23 protein-coding genes are annotated in these 24075 nt (G+C 67.0%); 14 read left to right on the top strand and 9 right to left on the bottom strand.

Annotated elements, in window-relative coordinates; translation table 11 throughout:
* Nucleotides 1-35: 35 nt before the first annotated feature.
* Entirely contained in the window at nucleotides 36-467 is a 432-nt protein-coding gene (locus CJZ82_RS05735; RefSeq protein ID WP_094554853.1) for a phage holin family protein, read from the bottom strand.
* A 100-nt stretch (nucleotides 468-567) separates the two neighbouring features.
* Nucleotides 568-1323, bottom strand: a complete 756-nt coding sequence (locus CJZ82_RS05740) for a DUF561 domain-containing protein (protein WP_094554854.1) — start codon at nucleotides 1321-1323, stop codon at nucleotides 568-570.
* A gap of 15 nt (nucleotides 1324-1338) precedes the next feature.
* On the opposite strand from CJZ82_RS05740, the gene tilS reads away from it, so the two are divergent.
* Nucleotides 1339-2433 (top strand): tRNA lysidine(34) synthetase TilS, encoded by a 1095-nt coding sequence (gene tilS / locus CJZ82_RS05745; RefSeq protein ID WP_094554855.1) that lies wholly within the window; start codon nucleotides 1339-1341, stop codon nucleotides 2431-2433.
* The gene (locus CJZ82_RS05750) at nucleotides 2430-2993 is read left to right on the top strand and encodes a hypothetical protein (RefSeq protein WP_094554856.1); all 564 of its coding nucleotides are present in this window, start codon (nucleotides 2430-2432) and stop codon (nucleotides 2991-2993) included. The genes tilS and CJZ82_RS05750 overlap by 4 nt, the downstream gene beginning before the upstream one ends.
* A gap of 31 nt (nucleotides 2994-3024) precedes the next feature.
* On the opposite strand, the gene CJZ82_RS05755 is transcribed toward CJZ82_RS05750, so the two are convergent.
* The 3 genes from CJZ82_RS05755 to CJZ82_RS05765 all read right to left on the bottom strand — a co-directional run bounded on the left by CJZ82_RS05755 (nucleotide 3025) and on the right by CJZ82_RS05765 (nucleotide 7159).
* On the bottom strand, nucleotides 3025-5037 hold the full coding sequence (locus CJZ82_RS05755) for a ribonuclease J (protein ID WP_094554857.1): 2013 nt from the start codon (nucleotides 5035-5037) through the stop codon (nucleotides 3025-3027).
* A gap of 98 nt (nucleotides 5038-5135) precedes the next feature.
* Entirely contained in the window at nucleotides 5136-6041 is a 906-nt protein-coding gene (gene dapA, locus CJZ82_RS05760) for a 4-hydroxy-tetrahydrodipicolinate synthase (protein WP_094555003.1), read from the bottom strand.
* Between the two features lie 14 nt (nucleotides 6042-6055).
* A complete protein-coding gene (locus CJZ82_RS05765) occupies nucleotides 6056-7159 on the bottom strand; it encodes an aspartate-semialdehyde dehydrogenase (protein ID WP_094554858.1) in 1104 nt (367 codons plus the stop codon).
* A 405-nt stretch (nucleotides 7160-7564) separates the two neighbouring features.
* Between CJZ82_RS05765 and tig the strand changes: the two genes are divergently transcribed.
* The 5 genes from tig (at nucleotide 7565) to CJZ82_RS05790 (ending at nucleotide 13604) form a co-directional block, all read left to right on the top strand.
* Nucleotides 7565-8917, top strand: coding sequence for a trigger factor (tig, locus tag CJZ82_RS05770; protein ID WP_094554859.1), 1353 nt, complete (start codon nucleotides 7565-7567; stop codon nucleotides 8915-8917).
* Between the two features lie 47 nt (nucleotides 8918-8964).
* Nucleotides 8965-9606: an ATP-dependent Clp endopeptidase proteolytic subunit ClpP gene (gene clpP / locus CJZ82_RS05775; RefSeq protein WP_094554860.1), complete on the top strand. Its 642-nt coding sequence runs from the start codon at nucleotides 8965-8967 to the stop codon at nucleotides 9604-9606.
* An 89-nt stretch (nucleotides 9607-9695) separates the two neighbouring features.
* The gene (gene clpX, locus CJZ82_RS05780; RefSeq protein WP_094554861.1) at nucleotides 9696-11036 is read left to right on the top strand and encodes an ATP-dependent protease ATP-binding subunit ClpX; all 1341 of its coding nucleotides are present in this window, start codon (nucleotides 9696-9698) and stop codon (nucleotides 11034-11036) included.
* Between the two features lie 83 nt (nucleotides 11037-11119).
* The gene (locus tag CJZ82_RS05785) at nucleotides 11120-11800 is read left to right on the top strand and encodes a lecithin retinol acyltransferase family protein (protein WP_094554862.1); all 681 of its coding nucleotides are present in this window, start codon (nucleotides 11120-11122) and stop codon (nucleotides 11798-11800) included.
* 34 nt (nucleotides 11801-11834) lie between these two features.
* Nucleotides 11835-13604: a DNA polymerase III subunit gamma/tau gene (locus CJZ82_RS05790; RefSeq protein ID WP_094555004.1), complete on the top strand. Its 1770-nt coding sequence runs from the start codon at nucleotides 11835-11837 to the stop codon at nucleotides 13602-13604.
* 11 nt (nucleotides 13605-13615) lie between these two features.
* Here the strand turns inward: CJZ82_RS05790 and CJZ82_RS05795 are convergent, their stop codons facing one another.
* The gene (locus tag CJZ82_RS05795; RefSeq protein WP_094554863.1) at nucleotides 13616-15043 is read right to left on the bottom strand and encodes a glycosyltransferase family 2 protein; all 1428 of its coding nucleotides are present in this window, start codon (nucleotides 15041-15043) and stop codon (nucleotides 13616-13618) included.
* 55 nt (nucleotides 15044-15098) lie between these two features.
* Nucleotides 15099-16658, bottom strand: coding sequence for a SpoIID/LytB domain-containing protein (locus tag CJZ82_RS05800; RefSeq protein WP_233130076.1), 1560 nt, complete (start codon nucleotides 16656-16658; stop codon nucleotides 15099-15101).
* Nucleotides 16659-16751: 93 nt separating this feature from the next.
* Here CJZ82_RS05800 and rpmI point away from each other — a divergent pair, with 93 nt between their 5' ends.
* From rpmI to CJZ82_RS05815, 3 genes are read left to right on the top strand one after another with little or no spacing between them, the layout of a single operon-like run.
* Nucleotides 16752-16952: a 50S ribosomal protein L35 gene (gene rpmI, locus CJZ82_RS05805; RefSeq protein ID WP_094554864.1), complete on the top strand. Its 201-nt coding sequence runs from the start codon at nucleotides 16752-16754 to the stop codon at nucleotides 16950-16952.
* 54 nt (nucleotides 16953-17006) lie between these two features.
* Complete coding sequence (gene rplT / locus CJZ82_RS05810) at nucleotides 17007-17354, top strand: 50S ribosomal protein L20 (RefSeq protein ID WP_094554865.1); 348 nt, start codon at nucleotides 17007-17009, stop codon at nucleotides 17352-17354.
* Between the two features lie 49 nt (nucleotides 17355-17403).
* A complete protein-coding gene (locus CJZ82_RS05815) occupies nucleotides 17404-18015 on the top strand; it encodes a tetratricopeptide repeat protein (RefSeq protein WP_094554866.1) in 612 nt (203 codons plus the stop codon).
* Nucleotides 18016-18131: 116 nt separating this feature from the next.
* Here CJZ82_RS05815 and CJZ82_RS05820 read toward each other — a convergent pair whose 3' ends face one another.
* Entirely contained in the window at nucleotides 18132-18704 is a 573-nt protein-coding gene (locus CJZ82_RS05820) for a hypothetical protein (protein WP_094554867.1), read from the bottom strand.
* A gap of 125 nt (nucleotides 18705-18829) precedes the next feature.
* On the opposite strand from CJZ82_RS05820, the gene CJZ82_RS05825 reads away from it, so the two are divergent.
* From CJZ82_RS05825 to CJZ82_RS05840, 4 genes are all read left to right on the top strand, one after another.
* On the top strand, nucleotides 18830-19639 hold the full coding sequence (locus CJZ82_RS05825) for a thiazole synthase (RefSeq protein ID WP_094554868.1): 810 nt from the start codon (nucleotides 18830-18832) through the stop codon (nucleotides 19637-19639).
* Between the two features lie 79 nt (nucleotides 19640-19718).
* Nucleotides 19719-19886, top strand: coding sequence for a photosystem II assembly protein Psb34 (gene psb34, locus CJZ82_RS05830; protein ID WP_094554869.1), 168 nt, complete (start codon nucleotides 19719-19721; stop codon nucleotides 19884-19886).
* A 92-nt stretch (nucleotides 19887-19978) separates the two neighbouring features.
* Nucleotides 19979-21175: an NAD-dependent epimerase/dehydratase family protein gene (locus CJZ82_RS05835; RefSeq protein ID WP_094554870.1), complete on the top strand. Its 1197-nt coding sequence runs from the start codon at nucleotides 19979-19981 to the stop codon at nucleotides 21173-21175.
* Between the two features lie 30 nt (nucleotides 21176-21205).
* Nucleotides 21206-22339, top strand: coding sequence for a glycosyltransferase family 1 protein (locus tag CJZ82_RS05840; RefSeq protein ID WP_094554871.1), 1134 nt, complete (start codon nucleotides 21206-21208; stop codon nucleotides 22337-22339).
* On the opposite strand, the gene mrdA is transcribed toward CJZ82_RS05840, so the two are convergent.
* On the bottom strand, nucleotides 22324-24075 hold the full coding sequence (gene mrdA / locus CJZ82_RS05845; protein ID WP_094554872.1) for a penicillin-binding protein 2: 1752 nt from the start codon (nucleotides 24073-24075) through the stop codon (nucleotides 22324-22326). The two genes, CJZ82_RS05840 and mrdA, sit on opposite strands and share 16 nt — an antisense overlap.

Genomic DNA, 24075 nt, shown 5'->3' on the forward strand with positions numbered 1-24075 from the left:
GGCAACTGCCCAGCTTCCGCAGGCCCTCAGATCACTCAGCCGACGCCGACTGCCGCGGAGAGAGCGGCCGACGCCCGGGTGAAGCTCACATCAAGGCCAAGCCAGCCCAGGATCAGGGTGCTGAGCACGCTGTAAACGATGGCGCCGAGGGCCGCGCTGATCAGACCGTTCTTGAGCCGGAAGCCCTGGATCAACCAGGCCGCCAGGGCAAACAGCACGATCGTGATCACCCAGTTGTAGACAGCGGTGATCGGTGTCACCATCCCGCCCAGACTGGTCAGGGCCCAGGGCAGCGCCAGAACCAGCCTCAACGGCCAGATCAGCAGCGTTCCCAGCAGGCCGATCACCGCTGCTGAGAGCAGGGCGGTGCCAAAACTGTTGAATTCGACTCCGAGGGGCAAGACCCCCACAAACAGCAGCACAAGAGCCCGGATAGGCCATTGCAGAATCCAGAGGAACGGGCCCATAGCAAAAATTCCGGAGTCGGGATCACGCTAATCAAAGCCCCCTGACTTGTCCAAGTCAGGGGTGCTGAACCGTCACAAGCAGGCGTGGCCTTCGGGGTCCTCAGCCGACCGACACCCGCGCCGGGGCCAGGGACTCACGCAGACCGCGCACCACCGCCACCATGGCGAGCTCATCATCGAGCCGGTTCACGGCCGAGCCCACACCCACACCATGGGCACCGGCAGCGATGGCCAGGGGCAGGGTGACGGCAGACAGTCCGGAGGCGCAGAGCACCGGCAACTCGACCGCCCGGCTGATGGCGTGGGCCGCCGCCAGGGTGGGCGCTGCCTTCTCAATCAGGCCAAGGATCCCGGGACTAGAGGGACGGGCACTGGTGCCGCCTTCGGTCTGGATCAGATCGGCGCCGGCGGCGGCAAGATCGATGGCCAGCTGCTGCTGTTGATCAAGGGGGAGCCCGTGGGGCACCGTGACCGAGAGCACCACCTCCGGCAGCAGCTCCCTGGTGCGCCGGGTCAGAGCGAGCACCTCCTCGGCGCCGAAAATCCGACCTTCGGGGTAGAACGAATCGAAATTGCCGATCTCCACCATCGCTGCGCCAGCAGCCACGGCTACGGGGAACAGCTCCGGATCGACTGCCGAGACGCAGACCGGCAGGCCGGAAGCCGCAGCTGCCAGGCGCACGAGATCGGGATCGCAGGCCACATCGAGCAGATCAGCACCACCGGCTCCGGCGGCCCGGCTGATCCGCTCGACGCTGGCCGCCTCGAAGTTGCGCAAGCCGGCGATCACCTTCAACAGCCGCCGGGATTGCAGCGCCGCTTGCAGGGGGGCGGGCAGGCTGGTGAGGCGCGACATCGGCGAGCGGGGCAGGTGACAGCGATTCTCCCATGGGGTCCCCTGCAGCACCGGCTGCACCGGCGACTGCTGGTGGACCCCCAGCTTCTGCCCCGGGGGAGCCGCCTGCTGCTGGCCATCTCCGGTGGCCAGGACTCGATGGCCCTGACGGTCCTGCTGCTGGAGCTGCAACGCCTGCACGACTGGGAGCTGCACCTCTGGCACGGCAACCACGGCTGGCGAGAGGAAGCCGTCGATCAGGCCGCCGAGCTGGCGGCCTGGGCTGGCGCCCTGGGCCTGCCGATACTGGTGGACAACGCCCCCGCTGGGCAAGCCGCCCCCGCCGCCGGCCATGAGGAGGCTGGGCGCCGCTGGCGCTACGAGCGGTTGAACCAGCAGGCCCTGAGCCTGGACTGCCCCCGCGTCGTGACTGGCCATACCGGCAGTGATCGGGCAGAGACCCTGCTGTTCAACCTGGCCAGAGGTTGCGGACTGCGGGGGCTGAGCAGCCTGCGCGCACGCCGTCCCCTCAGCGGCAGCATTGATTTGGTGCGTCCCCTGCTCGGCTTCTCCCGAGCCGAAACCGCAGCCTTCTGCGAGCAGCGGCACCTGCCCCTGTGGCTGGATCCCAGTAACAACGATCCCCGCTTCAGCCGCAACCGGCTGCGCCAGGAGGTGCTGCCGGTGCTCGAGCAGCTCCATCCCGGAGCATGGCGTCGTCTGAGCGCCACGGCCGAACGCTTGGAAGCCAGCGAGGGCCTCACCGAGGAGCTGGCCCTGCTGGCCCTCACAGCCATGCAGGCGCCAGCTGCCACCTCGGCTGCAGGCCAGCCTGAGCTGGGACCAGGACTGCACCGCCAACGGCTCAGTGAGCTCTCCGCCAGCTGTCAGGAGCAGCTGCTCGATCTCTGGCTGGAGCGCAGCATCGGGGTGCGGCTGGGGGCCCGGAGCCTTGAATCCTTGCGGCGCCGGTTGCCGCTGAGTCAGGGGCCTGGCAGCCTGGCATTGCCCGGAGGCAGGAGTCTCCTCTGGGACCGGCAGAGCCTGCGGCTACAACCGGTTCAGAGCGAGCACGGGGATCCATCCGGCCCTGCCGAACCCGGTGCGGCCTCAGCCCCCTCCAACCGATGACCACCAGCGGCTTCGATCAGGCTTACAAGGGTGTGGAGCTGGCCTACAGCCAGGGCCGCTTCGCCGAGGCCCTGCAGGAGGGGCAGGACCTGCTGGAGACCACACCACTTGAGGACAGTGATCCCCACAGCCTGAGGCTAAAGCTGCTGCTGGGGCACATTCACTTCTATGGGCTGCGCCAGCCCGCAGACGCCGGCGAGCTGTATCGCCAAGTGGAAGGCACCGCCGCCAAGGGGAGCACTTACAACGATCTGGCCTCCGAGGGACTGGCACTCTGCGAGCAGAGCCGACCCACACCCGGCGAGGCGGCCGCCATGCCCTGGGCCACGGATCTGGCATCGATGGGGTCAGCCCCCCTGAGCCTGGCGCCGGCTCCTCCGGACAGCGACCTCGAAGACGTGAGCAGCGTGGACGGGACTCCCCCGGCAGTGGAAGCTGTGCGGGTGGAAGTGCTGGCCGAACCCTCCAGCTCCGACCGCGATGTCCCCGACCAAAGACGCTTCAGCCCAGAGGAGGAGGCTGAGCTGGCCAAGGGTCTGCTGCGGGTGGTGCTGAGCTGAGCGGCAGCGGGGCCGCCCAGCTCGCTGCCGTTCAGCTGGCAGCGGTGGAGCGACGACGACGCACCCGGTTGGCGGGCATCTCCGGTTCCTCCCGCTTGGCCTCTGCGGCCTCCACGGCGGGTGCGCTTACGGGGGTCATGACGGCGACAGGCGTGGTGGCCGTCGCCGCGACAACACCAGAAGCCTGAACCCGCTGGGGAGCAGGTGCGTGGTTGCGGATCACAGGTTCGCGTCCTGAGCTTTCCCGGCGACCGCCGCGGGGGGCTGGACGGCTGTCGGGCTCGGCATCAGCACGGCCCTTGTAGGCCGGGGTGCCCGCCGGAGCTGGCTGCACCAGGCAGATGATCAAGGGCTCCACCTGCAGTTCGCGCCGCAAGCGGCGCTGAAGGCCCACCTCGATCTCCCTCTGAACGCCCACCCAATCGACCTCGGGAGCCGTGCCACCGGTGTTGCGGGCCAGCTGATTCCAGCGGTTCTCCAGAACCCAGCCGATCTCCCGCTCGGCCCAGACCGAGAGCCGGCGGGCATCAGCGGTGGTGACAACACCGCGCAGGTTGACCCGTGGCGGAGCACCCATCACTCCATCGGTGCTGATCACGGTCAACAGGGTGATCACGCCGTCTTCGGCCAACTGCTGACGTTCCTTGAGCACGCGGTTGTCGACGATGCCGTTGCGGGAGGCATCCAGCAGTTCGATGCCGGCCTTGACCGGATCCCCCTTGTGAATGCTCGTGGGGGTGAGCTCCACCACATCGCCGTTGTCGATGATCAGCATGTTGTCGGCGGGAATCCCCATCGACTGGGCCGTGCGCGAGTGGCACACCAGCATGCGGTGCTCCCCGTGGACAGGCACGAAGAACTTGGGCCGGGTGAGCGCAAGCATCAACTTGTGGTCTTCCTGGCAGCCATGGCCTGACACGTGGATGCCTTCGCCCTTGCCATAAACCACCTTGGCCCCCATCATCATCAGCCGGTCGATGGTGTTCACCACCGAAATGGTATTGCCGGGGATCGGGCTGGCGGAGAAGATGATCGTGTCAGTGGATTTCACCTGCACCTGAGGGTGCTCTCCACGAGAAATGCGGCTGAGGGCGGCGAGCGGTTCACCCTGGCTGCCGGTCATCAGCAGAAGCGTTTCACGATCGGGAAGATCGCGGATCTGCTTGATCGGTACAAACAGCTCGTCAGGGCAGCGGATGTAACCAAGCTCACGCGCCTTGGCGATCACGTTGAGCATGGAGCGGCCCAGCAGACCAACCTTGCGGCCATGCTTCATCGCCAGCTCCAGGATCATCGAAACCCGGTGGACGGAACTGGCAAACGTGGTGACGATCACCCGGCCTTCAGAATTGGCGAAGTGACGATCGAGATTCGGAAACACCGACCGCTCGGGCGGGGTGAATCCGGGCACCTCGGCATTGGTGGAATCACTGAACAGGCAGAGCACGCCCTGCTCGCCGTAGTGGGCCATCCGCTGGATGTCGAAGTATTCACCATCAACAGGGGTGTGATCAAATTTGAAATCACCGGTGAAGATCACCACGCCCACTGGGGTGGTGATCGCCAGGCTGAAGCTGTCGGCGATCGAGTGGGTGTTACGGATGAACTCCACCTGGAAGTGCTGGCCAACCTTGACCACATCCCGGGGGCTCACCGTCTGGATAACGGTGCGATCGGTGACAGCAGCCTCCTCCATCTTCCCCTGAAGCATCGACATGGCCAACCGCGGGCCATAGATCACAGGGATGCTGAAGTTCTTGAGGTGGTGGGGAATGCCGCCGATGTGATCTTCGTGACCATGGGTCACGATCATTCCGCGGATGCGCTTCTGGTTTTCACGCAGATAGCTGGTGTCGGGCAGCACCACATTGACGCCGTGCATGCCATCGCTGGGGAAGGCCAGGCCGGCATCCACCAGCATCAGCTCATCGCCATATTCAAAAACACAGGTGTTCTTGCCGATCTCATGAAGGCCGCCGAGGGGAATCACCCGCAGGGCCGGCTGTTTGTTGGCGGGGGATGTCTTGTTGTTGCTTGAGCTCATGGGGAGTGAATCGACGGGTTGAAGAACAGATAGACGGAATCAGGGTGTTGCTGTTGCGAGAACTCCAGGCCGCACTGCGCTGGAGCTAAGCCATGGCGTCAGGTGGGACGCAGGGCAGCCAGGGCGGAGGTCAATCGGGCACGGACGTCGCTGTCGGCGGAGACCAGCGGAAGACGGGGGGACCCCACGGGCCAGCCCTCCAGTTCAAGAGCAGCTTTGACAGGAATGGGATTGGTGGTGGCGAACAGGGCCCGGCAAAGGGGCAGCAGGCGTTCGTGCAGGGCCAGAGCCGCAGCCAGCTCACCGGCGAAGAAGGACGCAATCATGCGCTGGATTTCGCGCCCGACCAGATGGCTGGCCACGCTCACCACGCCGACAGCACCCACCGCCAGCATCGGCAGGGTCAGGGCATCGTCGCCGCTGTAGATCGCCAGTCGGTCGCCGCAGAGCAGCCGCAGCTGGCTGACTTCATCGGTGCTGCCACTGGCGGCCTTGTAGCTCACCACGTTGGGGAGGTCGAGCAGCCGGGCCGTGGTGCGGGGCTCAAGGCTGCAGCCTGTGCGGCCGGGGATGTTGTAGAGCATCACCGGCAGCCCTGGGGCCGCCTTGGCAATCGCGCGGAAGTGAGCTTCCAGCCCATCCTGGGGCGGCTTGTTGTAGTACGGGACCACCACCAGGGCCCCGTCGGCGCCTTCCTCGGCCGCCCGCCCGATCGCTTCGATCGCCTCGGCCGTGCAATTGCTGCCCGTGCCGGCGAGCACCAGGGCTTTGCCCTCCACGGCCCGCTTCACCGCCTCGAAGAGCTCGTGCTGTTCCTGCCAGCTCAGGGTGGGAGATTCACCGGTGGTGCCGCAAAGCACCAGTCCGTCGGAGCCGTGGTCCACCAGGTGAGCAGCCAGGCGAGCAGCCAGATCGAGGTCAACCGACCCATCAGGGCTGAACGGAGTGACCATCGCGGTGAGCAACCGGCCGAAGGGCGGTTGCTGTTGACTCGCGACACTCAGTTGAGTAGTGGTACTCAAACGGCACCTCCGACGGTGGAAGCGGATGGGGCACCCACCGGCTGGGCGGCGGCCTCGCGCCAGGCCGGATCCAGAAGCAACTCGGCGATCTGCACGGCGTTGAGGGCCGCCCCCTTGCGGATCTGGTCACCACAGAGCCAGAGCTCGAGGGCGTTGGGGTCGCTGAGGTCCTGGCGAATGCGCCCCACCGCCACCGGATCGCGGCCGGTGACATCGGTGGGCATCGGAAAGCGGTTGGCGGCGAAATCCTCCAGCAGCTCCACCCCTGGTGCCTCCGCTAGCAGGGTCCTGGCCTCCTCGACGGGGAAGGGTTGCTCAAACTCGATGTTCACCGCCTCGGAGTGGGCCCGCAGCACCGGCACCCGCACACAGGTCGCCGAGAGGCGCAGCTCCGGCAGAGCCATGATCTTGCGGGTTTCGTACAGCATCTTGAGCTCCTCCTCGCAGTAGCCGCTGGGCTGCAGGGGAGAGTTGTGCAGGAAGAGATTGAAGGCCAGGGAGTGGGGCAGCACCTCGCTCACCGGCTCGCCCCCATCCAGCACGGTGCGGCTGAGCTTCCGTAATTCCTCCATCGCCCGGGCCCCGGCACCGCTGGCCGACTGATAAGTGCTCACCACCACGCGGCGGATCGGACGGCGAGCCTGGAGGGGAGCCAGGGCCAGGGTGAGCAGGATCGTGGTGCAGTTGGGGTTGGCGATGATCCCCCGGTGGCCCAGGGCCGACTCCGGGTTCACCTCCGGCACCACCAACGGCACCTCGGGATCGAGGCGGAAGGCGCTGGAATTGTCGATGACAACCGCGCCAGCTGCCGCCGCCACCGGCGCCCAGCGCCGTGAGATCGAGCCGCCGGCAGATGCCAGAACCACGTCCACGCCCTCAAAGGCGGCGGCGGAGACAGCCTCGATGGTGAGCTCGCGCCCTTGCCACACCAGCCGGCGCCCAGCTGAACGGGGGGAGGCCAGCAGCCGCAGTTCACCGACCGGAAAGCGGCGCTCCGTCAGCAGAGCCAGCAGCTCCTGTCCAACGGCGCCGGTGGCACCGAGCACAGCCACCGTCAGGGGACGGCTGGGGAGAGGGTGAAAGGAGGAGGTGCTTGACAACGAATGAAAGGGGAGAAAGCACTGGTCGTGAAGGCTGGGTCCGGAGCTCGCCAAGGGGTACGACCCGGGCCCAGCTTGCGGCGGAAGCTACGGCCTTAAAAAATGTGAACCCGATGGGCAGGATTGAGCCATCAGGCCAGAACTGGAGAGAAGTGGGAAGGGTTGCAGGGGAACAGAAAAACTTTGAGAGCCTGAGCCAGCGTCTCGCTCCATGGGGCGGAGGGAGCTGAGCACGGAGGACCTGAGGCTCGGAATGGAACCAGTTGGTCCTGGTGGTGGATATCAACGACCACATGTCGTTGAGCAAACAATACGCGGCCCGGGCCTCAGGCGGGTCCGCTGGAGGGGCTGGAGCACGAGTTCATAGGATCAGGGGCTGCATCGCCGCGGCCCGGCCGTTTCGCCATGAGCTCCGCCCTGAAGGTCAAGACCAGCCCCCGCCCCGGCAGCCGGCTGGCGCTGGAGGTGGACATCCCAGGCGGCCGCTCCCAGGCCAGCTACGATGCCGCCGTGGTGAAGCTGAGCCGCAGTGTGCGCCTGCCTGGATTCCGCCAGGGCAAGGTGCCCCGGCCGGTGCTGCTCCAGCAGATCGGCCCGCTGCGAATTCGCGCCACCGCCCTCGAAGACCTGGTGGACAGCGTCTGGCGTGATGCCCTGGAGCAGGAGAAGATCGAGGCTCTCAGCAGCCCCGAGCTGAGCGGTGGCTTCGAGGCCCTGCTGGAGCGCTTCAGCCCCGGTGAAGACCTCACCCTCACCCTCGAGCTGGATGTGCAACCCACCCCCAGTCTCAAGGCCACCAAAGGACTCACGGCCGAAGCTGAGCTGATCAGCTATGACCCCGCACGGGTCGATGAGATGCTCGAGCAATCGCGCCGCCAGCTGGCCACCCTGGTGCCGGTGGAGGATCGACCCGCCGCCACTGGTGACGTGGCGGTGGTGGCCTTCAGCGGCAGCTTCGTCGACACCGGAGCGGCGATCGAGGGCGGCAGCTCCGATGCCATGGAGGTGGAGCTCGAAGAGAAGCGAATGATTCCCGGCTTCGTGGCGGGCATCCTCGGCATGGTCGTGGGCGAGGAGCGCGAGGTGAACTGCCGCTTCCCAGACGACTACCCCCAGGAGGAGGCTCAGGGCCGCGAGGCCAGCTTCAGCATCACCCTCAAGGAACTCAAGGCGCGCGAACTCCCCGCCCTCGATGACGCCTTCGCCAAGGAGGCCAGTGACAAGGACACCCTCGAGGAGCTCAGAACCGATCTTGAGACCCGCCTGCGTGAGGAGGCTGAACGGCGGGCCCGCAGCAGCCGCCACGACGCCCTGCTCTCGGCACTGGTGGAGCAGCTGGAGGTCGATCTGCCCGAGACCCTGATCCAGCAGGAGATCCGCTCACTGATCGAGCAGACCGCCTCCCAGATCGCCCAGCAGGGGATGGATGTGAAGAAGCTGTTCAGCCCCGATCTGGTGCGCAGCCTGATGGACAGCTCCCGCCCGGAGGCCGAGCAACGTCTGCGGCGCAGCTTCGCCCTCAAGGCCCTGGCGGAAGCCGAAGGCATCCGCCCGGAGGCCGCGGCGATCGAAGCCAAGGTCAAGGAGGTCAGTCAGGGTCTGAGCGACACCAGTTCGATCGATCCGCAGCGCCTGCGCGAAGCCGTTGCCGAGGATCTGCTGCGCGAGAGCTTGCTGGAGTGGCTCGAGGCCAACAGCACCCTCACCGAGAAAGCCCCTGAGGTCGAGACGGCTGACGGCGCCGACGACCAGGCCTGAGGCCGCCATAGATTGATGTTCTGTCCCGTTTCCCCTGCCCCAGCCGCGTGATCGAAGCCATTCGCTCCCATCCGATCCACAACAGCTGGCAGGCCTCGCCAGGCGTGCTGCCCACGGTGGTGGAGCAGTCGGGGCGCGGCGAGCGGGCGTTCGATATCTATTCGCGCCTGTTGCGGGATCGGATCATCTTCCTGGGCACCGGTATCGACGATCAGGTGGCCGACTCCCTGGTGGCCCAGCTCCTGTTCCTGGAAGCGGAAGATCCCGAGAAGGACATCCAGATCTACGTCAACTCGCCGGGCGGCTCGGTCACGGCTGGGCTGGCCATCTACGACACCATGCAGCAGGTGGCTCCTGACGTGGTGACCATCTGTTATGGCCTGGCGGCCAGCATGGGGGCGTTCCTGCTCTCGGGTGGCGCCAAGGGAAAGCGCATGGCACTGCCCAGCGCGCGGATCATGATCCACCAGCCCCTCGGAGGCGCCCAGGGGCAGGCTGTCGACATCGAGATCCAGGCGAAGGAGATCCTCTTCCTCAAGGACACCCTCAACGGTCTGATGGCGGAGCACACCGGTCAGCCCCTCGAGAAGATTGCGGAAGACACCGACCGGGACTACTTTTTGTCTCCGCCCGAAGCCGTGAGTTACGGATTGATCGATCGTGTCGTGGATGACACGACTCCGGTTTGATCCTTAAGGTCTGCTGACGAACCCCGGGTTCCGGCCGATCCTGGAAGGCCGGCCCATGCCCTACCCCCTGACCAGGACGCCCCAGCCCGATGGCCAAGTTCGACGCCCACCTCAAGTGCTCGTTCTGCGGCAAGTCTCAGGAGCAGGTGCGCAAACTGATCGCCGGACCCGGGGTCTACATCTGCGACGAATGCATCGATCTCTGCAATGAGATCCTTGATGAGGAGTTGGTGGAAAGCCATGGCAGCGCCAGGCCCCACGGCGACCACGGCCGCAAGCCAGCCGTCAAAAAGAGCAGCAAGCCCGCCCCCACCCTGGCGACCATCCCCAGACCTAAGGAGATCAAGGCCTTCCTCGATGAACAGGTGGTGGGCCAGGACGAGGCCAAGAAGGTGCTCTCGGTTGCGGTCTACAACCACTACAAGCGCCTGGCCTGGCAAGGAGACGGCAAGGGTGAGACCGACCGCAGCGCCACCCGCCTGCACAAATCGAACATCCTGCTGATCGGCCCCACCGGCAGTGGCAAGACCCTGCTTGCCCAGACCCTGGCCGAACTTCTTGATGTGCCGTTCGCGGTGGCCGACGCCACCACCCTCACCGAGGCGGGCTACGTGGGTGAGGACGTGGAGAACATCCTGCTGCGCCTGCTGCAGAAGGCTGACCTCGACGTTGAGCAGGCCCAGCGCGGCATCATCTATATCGATGAGATCGACAAGATCGCTCGCAAGAGCGAGAACCCCTCGATCACCCGCGATGTGTCCGGCGAAGGGGTGCAGCAGGCGCTGCTCAAGATGCTGGAAGGCACCGTCGCCAATGTGCCGCCCCAGGGGGGGCGCAAGCATCCCTACCAGGACTGCATCCAGATCGACACCAGCCAGATCCTGTTCATCTGCGGCGGCGCCTTCGTGGGACTCGAAGACGTGGTGCAGCGACGCCTGGGTCGCAATTCGATCGGTTTCCTGCCCGCTGATGGCCGCGGCCGCGGCCACCGCGAACTCAAGGCCAGCCACGTGCTGCGTCACCTCGAACCCGACGATCTGGTGCGCTACGGGCTGATCCCCGAATTCACCGGCCGGCTGCCCGTGAGCGCCGTGCTGGAGCCCCTCGATGTGCGTTCCCTGGAGTCGATTCTCACCGAACCCCGCGACGCCCTGATCAAGCAGTTCCAGACGCTGATGAGCATGGACAGCGTGCGCCTGGAGTTCGAGCCCGGCGCCATCGAGGCGATCGCCCATGAGGCCCACCGCCGACGCACCGGTGCCCGTGCCCTTCGCGGCATCGTCGAAGAGTTGATGCTGGATCTGATGTACGACCTCCCCTCCAACACCGAGGTCAGCACCTACACGATCACCCGCGAGCTGGTGGAGCAACGCAGCAAGGCCAAGGTGCTCCCCTATCCCAGCGTGGTCAGCCAGCAGGAATCGGCCTGAACGGCAATCCACCCCTGACCGTCCTTGATCCACCCGCCAGCCCGACGGCAGGGTGAAGCGGTTCTGCCCCGCGATCACGGCCCATGGCAGCCGCCGACCATCTCCAGGTACCCCGGCAGCACGGGCTGTTCAACCACCACGGCATCGACCTGGGGGATGGCAGCGTGGCCCATTACCTGGAGGGTCGGGCGATTCTGCGCTCACCCCTCGAGGACTTCAGCCGTGGTGAAGCAGTGGCGGTGGTCGGCTACGACCCCACCGAGATCTCTCCGGCGGGCACGACCCTGCGCCGGGCCATGGGCCGGCTGGGGGAGCAGCGCTACAACCTGATCTTCAACAACTGCGAGCACTTCGCGATCTGGTGCAAGACCGGTCGTCACCGCAGTGCCCAGGTGGACAGCTGGCTGCACACCGGCAGCCTCGGGGCCCTGATGCTGGGCCAGCTGGTGCCGGCGGCCCTGATCACCGGCGTGCGCCTGCTGCTCCGGCAGGGGCTCAATCTGGATGGGGAGCAGCTGGAGAAGGGCCGGACACTGGCACTTCAGAGCCTGGAGCAGCTCGATGGACTGCGCCTGAAGCTGCAGCAGAAGCTGGAGGCGGAGCTGGCCCGGGCAGAGGCCCGCTGGGGGGAAGGCCGGGACGGCGCATCGGAGTCTTTCGCCAAGCTGCGCCTGGCGGCTCAGAACCTGGCCGATCAGCTTGAGGAGGTGGAGGAGATGGAGGACCGTCTGGAGCGCCTGCTGGCCCCGAAACCCGCTGAGTAGCCTCATGGCCCAGGCCGTCCGGGGAGCAGCCTCCATGACCCAGGCCCGTGCCTATCTGCCCCTGCCTCAGAAGTACAGGCCCCAACGCTTCGACCAGTTGGTGGGACAGGAGGCGATCGCCTCCACCCTCACCAGTGCCCTGCTCCAGAACCGGATCGCTCCGGCCTATCTGTTCAGCGGGCCCCGGGGCACAGGCAAGACCTCCAGCGCCAGGATCCTGGCGCGATCGCTCAATTGCCTGACGGCAGCCGGACCCACCCCTGAACCCTGCGGCACCTGTGAGCTCTGCCGCTCGATCACCGCCGGTAACGCCCTCGATGTGATCGAGATCGATGCCGCCTCCAACACGGGCGTCGACAACATCCGGGAACTGATCGAGCGCTCCCGCTTCGCTCCGGTGCAGGCCCGCTGGAAGGTCTACGTGATCGATGAGTGCCACATGCTCTCGACCGCCGCCTTCAACGCGCTGCTCAAGACCCTGGAGGAACCACCGCCGCGGGTGGTGTTCGTGCTGGCCACCACTGATCCCCAGCGGGTGCTGCCCACGATCCTCTCCCGCTGCCAGCGCTTCGACTTCCGCCGCATTCCATTGCAGGCCCTGGAGGATCACCTGCGCTTCATCGCCAGCGAGGAGGAGATCGGCATCACCCCCGAGGCCCTGCACGTGGTGGCACTTCGCGCCCAGGGGGGCCTGCGCGATGCCGCAAGTCTGCTTGATCAGCTCAGCCTGCTGAGGGCACCGATCGAGGCGACGGCGGTGTGGGACCTGCTCGGCGCCGTGCCTGAGCAGGAGCTGCTGGAGCTGGTGAACGCCATGGGAGAGGCCGATCCCCTGGGCATTCTCGAGACCTGCCGGCGCCTGCTAGAGCGGGGGCGGGAGCCCGGAGCCCTGCTGCAGGGTCTGGCCAGCCTGCTGCGGGATCTGGTGCTGGCCGGGGTGGCCCCGGACCGGCTGGAGCTCACAGCGGTCAGCGCCCAGCTGCAGCCGCTGTTGCCCGAGCAGGCCCACCGCATCGGCAAGGCGCGGCTGCTCAGCTGGCAGGCCCAGCTCAAGGGCAGCGAACAGCAGCTGCGCCAGAGCGCCCAACCCAGGCTCTGGCTGGAGGTGCTGCTGCTGGGGCTGCTGGCGGAGCCGGCGTCGACAGGGGGCGGTGGCCAGGGGCGGCCTGTCTCCGCGTCAGCGGCAACCAGCGCGGCAACATCGGCGGCGTTGCCTCAGGCGCCGAAGGCAACACCAACGCCAAAGCCAACAACTGCCGAACCACCGCCAGCAGAGCCCCGGTCGGCCCCAGCGCCAGGCCCGGAACACCAGTATCTCACAGAGATCTGGCAGCAGATCCTCTCCAGCCTGGAGCTGCCCTCCACCCGCATGCTGCTCTCCCAGCAGGCCTCCCTGCTGCGCCTCGATCAGCAGCGGGCCGTGGTGCGGGTCAGCGGCAAGTGGATCGCCATGGTGCAGAGTCGCCTGCCCCTGCTGGAGTCGGCGCTGCACCAGGCCCTGGGCGCCCCCCGCCAGGTGCTGCTGGAAGCCTCCGACCAGCCCGCCAGCCCGACTGCCGTCCCACCAGTGGTGGCCAGGCCCGCTGTGGAAGCTCCGGTAGCACCAGCTTTACTGCCAGGTCCTTCAGTGTCCGCGCCAGCGGCGACTTCCCAGGCGATTGCCACAGCCCAGACACCATCGCCTGGGACCATCAAGGCAGGGCCAGGCCTATCGGCTGATCGACCTGAACCCCAACCGCTCGATGACCAGGCGCGCCGCCTGGCCGATTTCTTCAACGGCGAGGTGGTGAATCTGGAGGACTGAGGCGGGACTCCTCAGGAGACCTGAGTGGAGGGATCAGGCAGCTGATCAGCCAGGGGGTCAATAGCGAGCGAGAGATCGTCGGCGCTACTTTCGGTGCCAGCTTCGCTGCCGAGGTGCTGGGTCTTGGCCCAGACCAGGCGCTTGGGCAGCAGGGCCATGCGCAGGGTGACCCAGGGGATGACCACGAACCAGTGCATGAGATAGGCAATCCCGAGCGCGGCCGCCAGGGGATTCATCGCCGGCAGGGCAGGGCCTTCACTGGGGCGGCGGCAGCCAGCCACGATGGCCGCTCCAGACAGGCCCAGGGCCACGATCGACAAGGGCCAGACCGTGGGGGCGGTGCGGGTGACCAAGGCGGTGAGCAGGTCGACGACCGAGACCATCGGCAGTACGTACTGCAGCAGGAAGAAGTTGGTGAGGTCGAACTTCTGGGCAGGGTTGAGGCGCTCCGAGAGCAGCCCTGGCCAGTAGTCAAAGAAGCGCTGCAGCCCGCCTTCCGCCCAGCGCTGACGTTGGCGCCAGAGGGCTGGAACGGTGAGTACCGCCTCTTCCTCCACAGGGGGATCCCAGAGCACGCCCACGGGCTCACCGGCCAGCAACAGCCGAAAACTGAGGTCGAGGTCATCAGTGACGGTGTCCTCGTTGAACCCGCCGGCCCGGGTGATCGCCTCCCGGCGCAGCAACTGGCCGTTGCCCCGCAATTCCGCCACCCCGCCGCCGGCCAGCCGGCCCTCCTGCACCACCGCATCGAGGGCCATTTCCATCGCCTGGGCGCGGGTGAGCAGGTTGCAGCCAGCATTCACCACAGCTTTACGGAGCTGCATCGCCGACCAACCGCCCTGCTCCGCCAAGGGGATCAGCCGCTCGAGCAGGTCCTCCTGCAGGCCGGCGTCGGCGTCGAGCACCAACATCCAGCTTCCTTCGAGCTGCTCAAGCACGGCATTGAGGGCCCCCGACTTGCCCCCACCGGCATGGCGTGGCCGCCGCAGCACCCGCAGCATCGGCGTGCTGGCCTCAAGCTCCTTCAGCAGCTCGGGAGTGCGGTCCTCACTGCCGTCGTCGACCACCCAGAGGCGCAGAACCCCATGGCGGTATCTAAGACGGCTGACCCGCTCCACCAGACGGCCGACCACAGCCTGCTCATCGCGGGCCGCCACCACCACATCCACCGCTGGCCAGGGCCCCGGCCAGGAACCGTCGCCGCTGGCGGCCTCGAGGCCGGGCCCGGCGGCTGAGCTCTGCGCCCGGTTGCGGTGCCAGAGCTGTCCGAGCACGTTGCGCACCAAATACGCGCCCAGCAGAAGGGTGAGACTGGCGGCAGGCAGAAGGTTGCGGGGCGGCTCCAGCCAGTGGGGCGCCACCCCGGCCCAACCGCAGAGCACGACAAACATGGCAGCTTTGCCGCGACGGCCCCTGGGGCTGGAACCGGTGGGTGTCATGGCAACTCCGTCATGGCAACCGCGCCGGCGTGGCTGGTCCGCGTCGAATCGAACTCTAAAGGCCCCCACTGAGGGCTTCGAGGGTCACCAGCTCGGTGCCCGGGTAGTAGTGCGCCAGGATCCTGTTCTGGCTCCAGCCTCGACCGCCCAGATCGATGGCCCCCTGCTGGGATAGGCCGGCGCCATGGCCGAAGCCACCACCCGTGAAGCTCCAGCGGCCGGGCCCGTCGGACTTGACCACAAACAGGGTGCTCGGCAGTTGACGGAAAGTTCGGCGGATCGCGTCACGGCGCAGCACCCGCTGGCCGCTGCTGCCCACCAGCGAGAGGGCCAGCACCCGGCCGCTGGGACCTCGCTCGAGCACCTTGATCTCCCGGGGCTCTCCGACGCCGCCGGGGCCCTTCTCCAACGACTGGCGGATGCGGGTGTTGTCCAGCTGCCGGGTCCAGCGAAACAGCGGATGGTCGGCTCCATAAGCGGCGCCCCCCTGACGCAGCAGCTGCGGCAAGGAGGCGTCGGGCAGCGGCACCCCGAAGCGCTGGGCAAAGGCGGGCGGGCCATCGGGGCGGGCCTGGAGGTAAGGCAGGGGCGGGCCGCTCCAGACCTCCTCAAATCCGGCCGAGATACCGCCGTTGCTGGCGTGGTAAACGGCGTGGATGGGCTGCCCATGCCAGCTCAGCACCTGCCCGCGGGTGGCCTCCACGGCACGGCGCACGGCGGCACCGGCCTGGCGTGGATCGGCATACACCTGGCACTGGGTGTCTGAGCAGAGGTGGTACCCGTCGACGTCGTAGCGATGGCTGTTGCGCAGGGCCCAGGTGCGGGCGAGGACGGCCTGGACCGCAAGGGCCGCCGCTGGGGAGCCGGCACCGATCTCGTGGGGAACCACCCCCAGCAGGTAGCGCTCCAGGGGCACCTGCTCGATCAGGCTCCAGCCGCCATAGGCGTTGGCCTGCAATCGGAACGGTCCCTGGAACACACCCTTGCCCCAGCTCAGGCCCTGGGGTGCCTTCAGGCGCAGGGGGCCCTCCAGCGCCATCACACTGCCGTCGGCCGTCGTGGCCTCCAGCTCCAGACGGGTTGTCTCCTCCCGCGTCCAGGCCCTGGCCTGGAACCCCTCGGGGGCAGCCGTGCGGGCAGGCGCCCAAACCTCCCACTCCGCCGGATGGGCGATCACTGGCTCCACTCCAAGCTGGCGCCAGGCCACGGCCGCCTGATCCGCCGTTTCGAAACTGGGGAAGGGGCCCAGCACGGTGCGCTCCAGCAGCAGGGGCTCCTGCAGGGGCCGCTGCCGCCAACGCAGACTCAGGCTGGAGCCCTGGAGTTTCCGACCACTTGCGTCCTCCAGCTCGAGGCTGCCGGCGGCGGCCTTCAGCAGCAGCGGAGGCGCCTTGGCGGCAGCCACGCCGGGAGCCGGCCCCAGCCGGGCACCCACGGCAACCCAGAGCACCGGCGCGGTGCGCTCAATAGCAGGGCGAGGGGAGGTGGGCCAGTGCAGGGCAGCCGCAGGCATGGCACGACAGCCCGGGGCCAGTAGCAGGGAGCCTCCGATGCCCATGGCGAAGGGCACCAGACGAGGCAGGTTGCAAGCTGAGAGCGGGGCGGGGAATCGCATCGAAAAACCGTACGACCGAGCAGATGATCCTGGAGGAGTTGGCGGAAGGGACATCAACGTCGTACTTTGGTTGTTTGTGAACGGGCGCCTGACATGCCGAAGCTCAAGACCCGCCGAGCAGCTGCCAAGCGGTTCAAGGTGACCGGCAGTGGCAAGTTCATGCGTCGGCGCGCCTTTCACAACCACCTGCTCGATCACAAGAGCCCCAAACGCAAGCGCTATCTCGGCACCATGGCGGTCGTTGATGAGCGCGACGCAGACAACGTGAGCCGCATGCTCCCCTACGCAGGCTGAGGCCGGCCAAAAGCCGACACCGTCTGAATTCAACTGTTCAACTGAGAGATTTTCATGGCTCGCGTCAAGAGGGGCAATGTCGCCCGTAAACGCCGCAACAAGGTTCTCCGTCTCGCCCGCGGTTTCCAGGGCGGCAACGGCAGCCTCTTCCGCACCGCGAATCAACGGGTGATGAAGGCCCTGTGCAATGCCTACCGCGACCGTCGTCGCCGCAAGCGCGACTTCCGTCGTCTCTGGATTGCCCGGATCAACGCCGCCGCCCGTCTGAACGGACTGAGCTACAGCCGCCTGATCGGAGGTCTCAAGCGCTCCGATGTGCAGCTGAACCGCAAAATGCTCGCCCAGCTCGCCCTGGCTGATCCAGCCAGCTTCAGCGACGTGGTGGGCGCCGCCCGCGCCTGATCTCAGACCCCGAACCAACTCCGCGCATTAGCCCACACCCGCAGGCCCGATGGACCTTCTCCTTCCACAGGCCTACCTGATCGGCCTGATCGTTCTGCTGGGTGGGGCCGCCGTGGTGATAGGTCTGCAGGTCTGGCGTGTGCGGGCTGATGAAGTTCGCCTGGCCAAGCTGGAGATCCAGGTCAAAGCAGACTCAAAGGACTCCGCCACGCTCTACGAGCTGGCCTCTGTGCAGCTGCGCAAACGGCTCTACGACCAGGCGGTCGACACGCTCAAACTCGCCTTGAAGCGCTCGGATGGCGAGCCGGGAGAAGCGAGGGCTCTCATTCAGAACGCACTTGGCTTCGCCTTGGCCGCCCAAGGCAACCATGCCGCGGCCATTCGTCACTACAAGTCAGCCCTCCAGGCCAAGGCGGATTATCCCGTGGCCTTGAACAACCTGGGCTATGCCCTTGAGCGTCAGTCTTTGCCCGTCGAGGCCCGCCAGGCTTATACCCAGGCCCTCGCCCTCGATCCCAGCAACAAGACCACGAGCAAGCGCCTGAAGCTGCTCGACCGTCGTTTTCCTGCCGATCCGGCTGAAACTCTCGGCCCTGCCAAGGGGATGGGTCCAAAGGCCGGGTCCACGAACTCTGGCAACAAATCCGGCTCGGGCACTTAGTGCTCCCCCGAGACTGCGTCTGAGAACTGCGTCTGAGAACTTGCGCCTGAGTGCAGAAGATTGCGACCCGGGATCGGCACCAGGCCCTCTCCCTTGCCCAGGCGATCAGCCTCTGATCACCACAATCCTCGAACAGGAGCTCCGCTGGAAGGACTGGCTGCAGATGGGGCTGCCGTCTGAGCAACCGGGCGCAGATCGAAGCGACCGCCAGGATTGGTCAGCCGCGGCGCGACCCAGCCCGCCAGCTCAAGCCCCTGCACACCGCTGATCTCCCCACCCGATTCCATGCCGCCGACCTCGCAGTCGCAGAGCAGCAGCAGATCGAGCTGGTCGGATTTGGCGTTGAGGTTGCCCTGCACCGCCACGGTGGTCTCTCCCAGCTGCATCTCACCGCGCAGGTCGACCATCTGGCCCATGGGAATGGCCTCCGCCAGGCGCAGCTGCACCGGCAGGGGAACACCGCCAGCGAAGGAGCGGTAGACGCCAGACCACACCCTGGGCAGGTCGCGGGCCAGATCGACGGCCCGGCCCTTGGGATCGAAGGTTTCCACGGGCCCGAGCTCGGCCTCAAAGACCTGCACCGCCGCAGTGGGCGGAGCGCCGAATGGCACGACACTTCCCACCGGCAGGGGAGTCATGGCCAGCTGGGGGTCGGCGGCAGCCAGCAACAGCGGAAGAAGCAGCGGCATCGAAACGGTTCAGGGCACGTGAGCGCAGGCTAAGGGCCGAGGCGCCATCAGGCAGGACAAAACAGCCGCCAGGGCCACCGTTCGCGGTAGTTTCGCGGCATGGCCTGGGCCTCGACGACATCCCGATGGACAGCGACAGCCTGGTGATCGCGGGACGGCCCTTCCGCAGCCGTCTGATGACCGGTACCGGCAAGTATCCGAGCCTGGCGGCGATGAAAGCCAGCCTGGCGGCCAGCTCCTGCGAGATCGTCACCGTGGCGGTGCGCCGGGTGCAGTCGCTGGCCGCTGGGCATGAGGGCCTGATCGAGGCGATCGACTGGAGCCGCCACTGGATGCTCCCCAACACCGCCGGATGCGCCACCGCCGAGGAAGCGGTGCGAGTGGCGCGGCTCGGACGGGAGCTGGCGCGCCTGGCCGGCCAGGAGGACAACAACTTCGTGAAGCTGGAGGTGATTCCGGACAGCCGCCACCTGCTGCCGGATCCGATCGGCACCCTCCATGCCGCTGAAGCCCTGGTGCGGGAGGGCTTCGTGGTGCTCCCATACATCAATGCCGATCCGATGTTGGCGCGGCGGTTGGAGGAGGCCGGTTGCGCCACGGTGATGCCGCTGGGCTCTCCGATCGGCTCTGGCCAGGGGATCCGCAACGCCGCCAACATCGCCCTGATCATTGAGAGCGCCCGGGTTCCTGTGGTGGTGGACGCCGGCATCGGTGTTCCCAGCGAAGCGGCCCAGGCGATGGAGATGGGAGCGGACGCCCTGCTGATCAACAGCGCCATCGCGATGGCGGGCGATCCGGCGGCCATGGCCCGAGCCATGGCCATGGCCACCGAGGCGGGCCGCAGCGCTTACCTGGCCGGGCGGCTGCCGATGCGTTCCGAGGCCAGCGCCAGCTCACCGCAGCAGGGCCGGATCGGCACGGCCGCTCAGGCCTAGGTCCCGTAACAGTCCTTCTCAGGGCTGAGCCAAGCCGGCCTGCGCTGGGTAACTTGCCGCATCCCCTGCGCCCCCAGCCATGTCGGTCACCGAGGAAGACGGCGGCAAACTCAATGCCTTCGCCAGGGAGCCCCGCATGAAGGTGATCGAGACGGGGACAGGGCGCAGCCGATCGACCATTTTGCTGCTGCTGGGAGGAGTGATGCTGGTGCTGCTGATGCTGGCGGTGGCAGTGGCGATCAGCTGAGCTCCTGGATCCCGGCCGCCTGCTGGGGGGGGGCGGAACGCCTGTAGTAGCTTGCCCCCAGGAGCATCGGCTCGTTCAGCAGGAGTTCAGACGTGAAGGTTCTCGTTCTCGGCGGCGACGGCTTCTGCGGCTGGCCCTGCTGCGTGAACATGGCCCAGGCCGGCCACGACGTGGTCATGGTCGACAACCTCAGCCGGCGCAAGATCGACGTGGATCTGGGGGTGGAATCCCTGACCCCGATCGCCACCGTTCACGACCGTCTGCGTGCCTGGAAGGACACGGGCGGCCGCGCCATCCGCTTCGTGCACCTCGACATCGCTCAGGATTACCACCTGCTTCTGGAGCTGCTGCGCAGTGAGCGCCCGGAGGCCGTGGTCCATTTCGCCGAGCAGCGGGCAGCGCCCTACTCGATGAAGTCGAGCACCACCAAGCGCTACACGGTCGACAACAACGTCAACGGCACCCACAACCTGCTCTGCGCCATCGTTGAAAGTGGCCTCGACATCCACATCGTGCACCTGGGCACCATGGGTGTCTATGGCTATGGCTCCCATCGGGGCGCCACGATCCCCGAGGGCTATCTCACGGTGGAAGTACCCCAGGCCGACGGCAGCCGCTTCCGGGAGAAGATCCTGCACCCCACGGATCCTGGCAGCGTCTATCACATGACCAAGACGCTGGATCAGTTGCTCTTTTACTACTACAACAAGAACGACGGCATCCGTGTCACCGACCTGCACCAGGGCATCGTCTGGGGCACCAACACCGATCTCACTGACCGGGACCCCCGCCTGGTGAACCGCTTCGACTACGACGGCGATTACGGCACGGTTCTCAACCGCTTCCTGATGCAGGCCGCGATCGGCTATCCCCTCACCGTGCACGGCACAGGCGGCCAGACCCGCGCCTTCATCCACATCCGTGATTCGGTCAAGTGCGTGGAGCTGGCGATCGACCACCCCCCCGCCTCCGGGGAAAAGGTGCGGATCTACAACCAGATGACCGAGAGCCACAAGGTCAAGGATCTGGCTGAGAAGGTGGCGGCCGTAACCGGTGCCCAGGTGAGCCACCTGCCCAACCCGCGCAAGGAGGCGATCGAGAATGATCTGATCGTCGACAACCGCTGCCTGATCGAGCTGGGCCTCAAGCCCACCACCCTCGAGGACGGCCTGCTGAGCGAAGTGGTCGACGTGGCCAGGCGCTGGGCCGACCGCTGCGACCGCTCCCGCATCCCCTGCGTGTCCTCCTGGACCACCACCCAGGCGGCGGCCCTCAAGGCCGTCGTCTGAGCTGAGGACCATGCCCAAACGGCAGCGCCCGTGAAGATCGCACTGTTCACCGAAACCTTTCTCCCCAAGGTCGACGGCATCGTCACGCGTCTCACCAAGACCGTGGAACATCTGGTGCGCGCCGGAGATGAGGTGCTGCTGTTCTGCCCGGAGGGCGCCCCCTCTCTGTTCATGGGAGCCCGGGTGATCGGCGTACCGGCCCTGCCCCTGCCGCTTTACCCGGAGCTGAAGCTCGCCCTGCCCCGTCCGGCCGTGGCTGAGGCCCTGGAGGCGTTCCAGCCGGATGTGGTGCATGTGGTCAATCCGGCGGTGCTGGGCCTGGGGGGCATCTGGATGGCGCGAACCCGCCAGATCCCCCTGGTCGCCAGCTATCACACCCACCTGCCCAAGTACCTCGAGCACTACGGCATGGGCGTGTTCGAGCCCTTGCTCTGGGAACTGCTCAAGGCCGCCCACAACCAGGCGGTGCTCAATCTCTGCACTTCCTCGGTGATGGTGGAGGAGCTGAGCCAGCGGGGCATCCAGCACACCGCCCTCTGGCAGCGTGGCGTCGACACCGAGATGTTCCGGCCCGAGCTGCGCTCGATCGCCATGCGGCGGCGCCTGATGGGCCACCACCCCGAGAGCGACAGCCTGCTGCTCTACGTGGGTCGGCTATCGGCCGAGAAGCAGATCGAGCGGATCCGGCCCGTGCTCGACGCCCTGCCCCAGGCGCGGCTGGCTCTGGTGGGAGACGGTCCGCACCGGGCCCAGCTGGAGAAGGTCTTCGAGGGAACCGCCACCACCTTCGTGGGCTATCTGGGCGGCGAGGAGCTGGCCGGCGCCTATGCCAGTGCCGATGCGTTCCTCTTCCCTTCCAGCACCGAAACCCTGGGGCTTGTGCTGCTGGAGGCGATGGCGGCGGGCTGCCCGGTGGTAGGCGCCAATCGGGGCGGCATCCCCGACATCGTCACCGATGGGGTCAACGGCTGCCTGTACGACCCCGACGACGACGCCTCGCTCACCGCCGCCACCCTGCGGCTGCTGGCCAGTCCCGAGCGTCGCGAGCAGCTGCGGCAGGCGGCCCGCCATGAGGCCGAGCGCTGGGGCTGGGCCGGAGCCACCGCCCAGCTGCGCTGCTTCTATCGCGATGTGGCCGGTGCCAAGCTTCAGCTGGCGGCCTGAACAGGCTTGAACCAGGTGGCCAGCAGGGCCTTCACCATCGGCACGGCAATGGTGCCGCCGTAGCCACCGCTGTTCTCGCCGAAGGCAATGATCACCAGATCGGGCTTGTCAGCCGGGGCGTAGCCGCCGAACCAGGCATGATCTGGCCGCGGCGGGTCTTCGGCCGTGCCGGTCTTGCCGGCCACGGCTGGCAGCCTGGGATCGTTGAGCATGGTGGCCGTGCCGTTGGTGACCACCTCGCGTAGACCCTGGCGCAGCACCTGGAGGGTGGTGGGCTTGAGGCCGATCCAGGTCCGGGGGGTGTCCCGCTCCACCAGGTGGGGCGTGACCAGCCAACCGCCATTGGCCACAGCCGCATAGAGGCGGGCCATCTGCAGCGGCGTCACCGAAACCGCCCCCTGACCGATCGAGGAGGTGATCGTGTCGACCGAGGTCCAGGGCTCCCCCAGCACCTTCTTCTTCCAGGCCTTGTCCCCCAGCAGCCCCGGACTCTCCTCATCCCGCAGCTCAATGCCGGTGTAGCTGCCGTAGCCAAGGCGGCGCGCCGCCTTGAACAGCTCCTCGGATCCCACCTTCAGGCCCAACCTGTAGAAGAAGCTGTTGCTGCTCACCGCCAGGGCGAAGGGAAAACCGATGCTGCCGAAGCTGCCGTGGTCGGCATAGCACTGGCCGTCGTAGCAGAAGGACCCAGAGGTGGGAATGGTGGAGGTGGGGCCATAGCGGCCTGATTCGAGGCCGGCGATCACACTGATCAGCTTGAAGGTGCTGGCGGGGGGAAAAGCCCGCATCGCCCGGTTGAGCATGGGCGCCTGCGGGCGGTTGAGGTGGTTCCACTGGGCCGTGGTGGGGCCTGTGGAGAAGATGTTGGGATCAAAGTTGGGGCGACTCGCCATGGCGCGGATGGCGCCGGTGCGGGGATCCATGGCCACGATCGCCCCTTTGGCCACCCCATCAAGGGCCTTCTCGGCGGTGCGCTGCAGCTCCAGGTCCAGGGTCAGGCGCAGGTCCTTGCCAGCGCGGGCCTGCTTGTCGCCCAGCACTCGCTGAACCTGCCCTGCGGCATTCACCTCCAGTTGCTGGCCGCCCCACTCGCCCCGCAGGTGGGATTCGTAGACCTGCTCAAGCCCGGTGCGCCCGATGCGATCCTGGACTCGATAGCCCTTGTCGGCCAGGCGGGCGTATTCCTCCTCGGTGATGCCACTGGTGTAGCCCAGCACGTGGGCGGCCAGGGGGCCACCGGGGTACGCGCGCAGGTAGTCGACGTCCACCTCGGCGCCATCGAGATTGGCCGCCTGCTCCCGGAAGCGCAACACCTGAACGCTGCTCAGAGAACTGGCCAGCTCGATCCGATAGCCATCACCCTGGAGCCCCTCCTTGTGGTTCTGCTCCAGCTGATTCACCGGCAGCGCCAGCAGCGTCGCCAGCTTCTCGCGCAGGGCCGGCCAGCGTTCCTTCGGCACCAGCCGAGGCTGCAGATAGAGGTTGTAGGTGAGGCGGCTGGTGGCCAGCACCTCCCCATGGCGATCGAGCAGGCGACCGCGGACGGGGTGACGGGGCACCAGGCGGATGCGGTTCTGGTCAGCCCGCAGGCGGTTTTCAGCACCTTGGGCCAGCTGCAGCCAGGCCAGGCGGGCCCCCATCGCCGAGGCCGCCAGCAGCACCACCGCCAGCAACCAGGCCGGCTGATGGCTCATCCCCGACTGCCGATGTGAACCGGGCTGGAATCCAGTGGCCAT

This window comes from Synechococcus sp. 1G10 (assembly GCF_002252625.1).
Classification (GTDB): Bacteria; Cyanobacteriota; Cyanobacteriia; order PCC-6307; family Cyanobiaceae; genus Regnicoccus_A.

Coding starts and splice junctions, on each gene's coding strand:
- CJZ82_RS05735 (WP_094554853.1), bottom strand. CDS start 467: ATGGGCCCGTTCCTCTGGATTCTGCAATGGCCTATCCGGGCTCTTGTG.
- CJZ82_RS05740 (WP_094554854.1), bottom strand. CDS start 1,323: ATGTCGCGCCTCACCAGCCTGCCCGCCCCCCTGCAAGCGGCGCTGCAA.
- CJZ82_RS05750 (WP_094554856.1), top strand. CDS start 2,430: ATGACCACCAGCGGCTTCGATCAGGCTTACAAGGGTGTGGAGCTGGCC.
- CJZ82_RS05755 (WP_094554857.1), bottom strand. CDS start 5,037: ATGAGCTCAAGCAACAACAAGACATCCCCCGCCAACAAACAGCCGGCC.
- tig (WP_094554859.1), top strand. CDS start 7,565: ATGAGCTCCGCCCTGAAGGTCAAGACCAGCCCCCGCCCCGGCAGCCGG.
- clpX (WP_094554861.1), top strand. CDS start 9,696: ATGGCCAAGTTCGACGCCCACCTCAAGTGCTCGTTCTGCGGCAAGTCT.
- CJZ82_RS05785 (WP_094554862.1), top strand. CDS start 11,120: ATGGCAGCCGCCGACCATCTCCAGGTACCCCGGCAGCACGGGCTGTTC.
- CJZ82_RS05790 (WP_094555004.1), top strand. CDS start 11,835: ATGACCCAGGCCCGTGCCTATCTGCCCCTGCCTCAGAAGTACAGGCCC.
- CJZ82_RS05795 (WP_094554863.1), bottom strand. CDS start 15,043: ATGACACCCACCGGTTCCAGCCCCAGGGGCCGTCGCGGCAAAGCTGCC.
- CJZ82_RS05800 (WP_233130076.1), bottom strand. CDS start 16,658: ATGCGATTCCCCGCCCCGCTCTCAGCTTGCAACCTGCCTCGTCTGGTG.
- rpmI (WP_094554864.1), top strand. CDS start 16,752: ATGCCGAAGCTCAAGACCCGCCGAGCAGCTGCCAAGCGGTTCAAGGTG.
- rplT (WP_094554865.1), top strand. CDS start 17,007: ATGGCTCGCGTCAAGAGGGGCAATGTCGCCCGTAAACGCCGCAACAAG.
- CJZ82_RS05815 (WP_094554866.1), top strand. CDS start 17,404: ATGGACCTTCTCCTTCCACAGGCCTACCTGATCGGCCTGATCGTTCTG.
- CJZ82_RS05820 (WP_094554867.1), bottom strand. CDS start 18,704: ATGCCGCTGCTTCTTCCGCTGTTGCTGGCTGCCGCCGACCCCCAGCTG.
- CJZ82_RS05825 (WP_094554868.1), top strand. CDS start 18,830: ATGGACAGCGACAGCCTGGTGATCGCGGGACGGCCCTTCCGCAGCCGT.
- psb34 (WP_094554869.1), top strand. CDS start 19,719: ATGTCGGTCACCGAGGAAGACGGCGGCAAACTCAATGCCTTCGCCAGG.
- mrdA (WP_094554872.1), bottom strand. CDS start 24,075: ATGGCCACTGGATTCCAGCCCGGTTCACATCGGCAGTCGGGGATGAGC.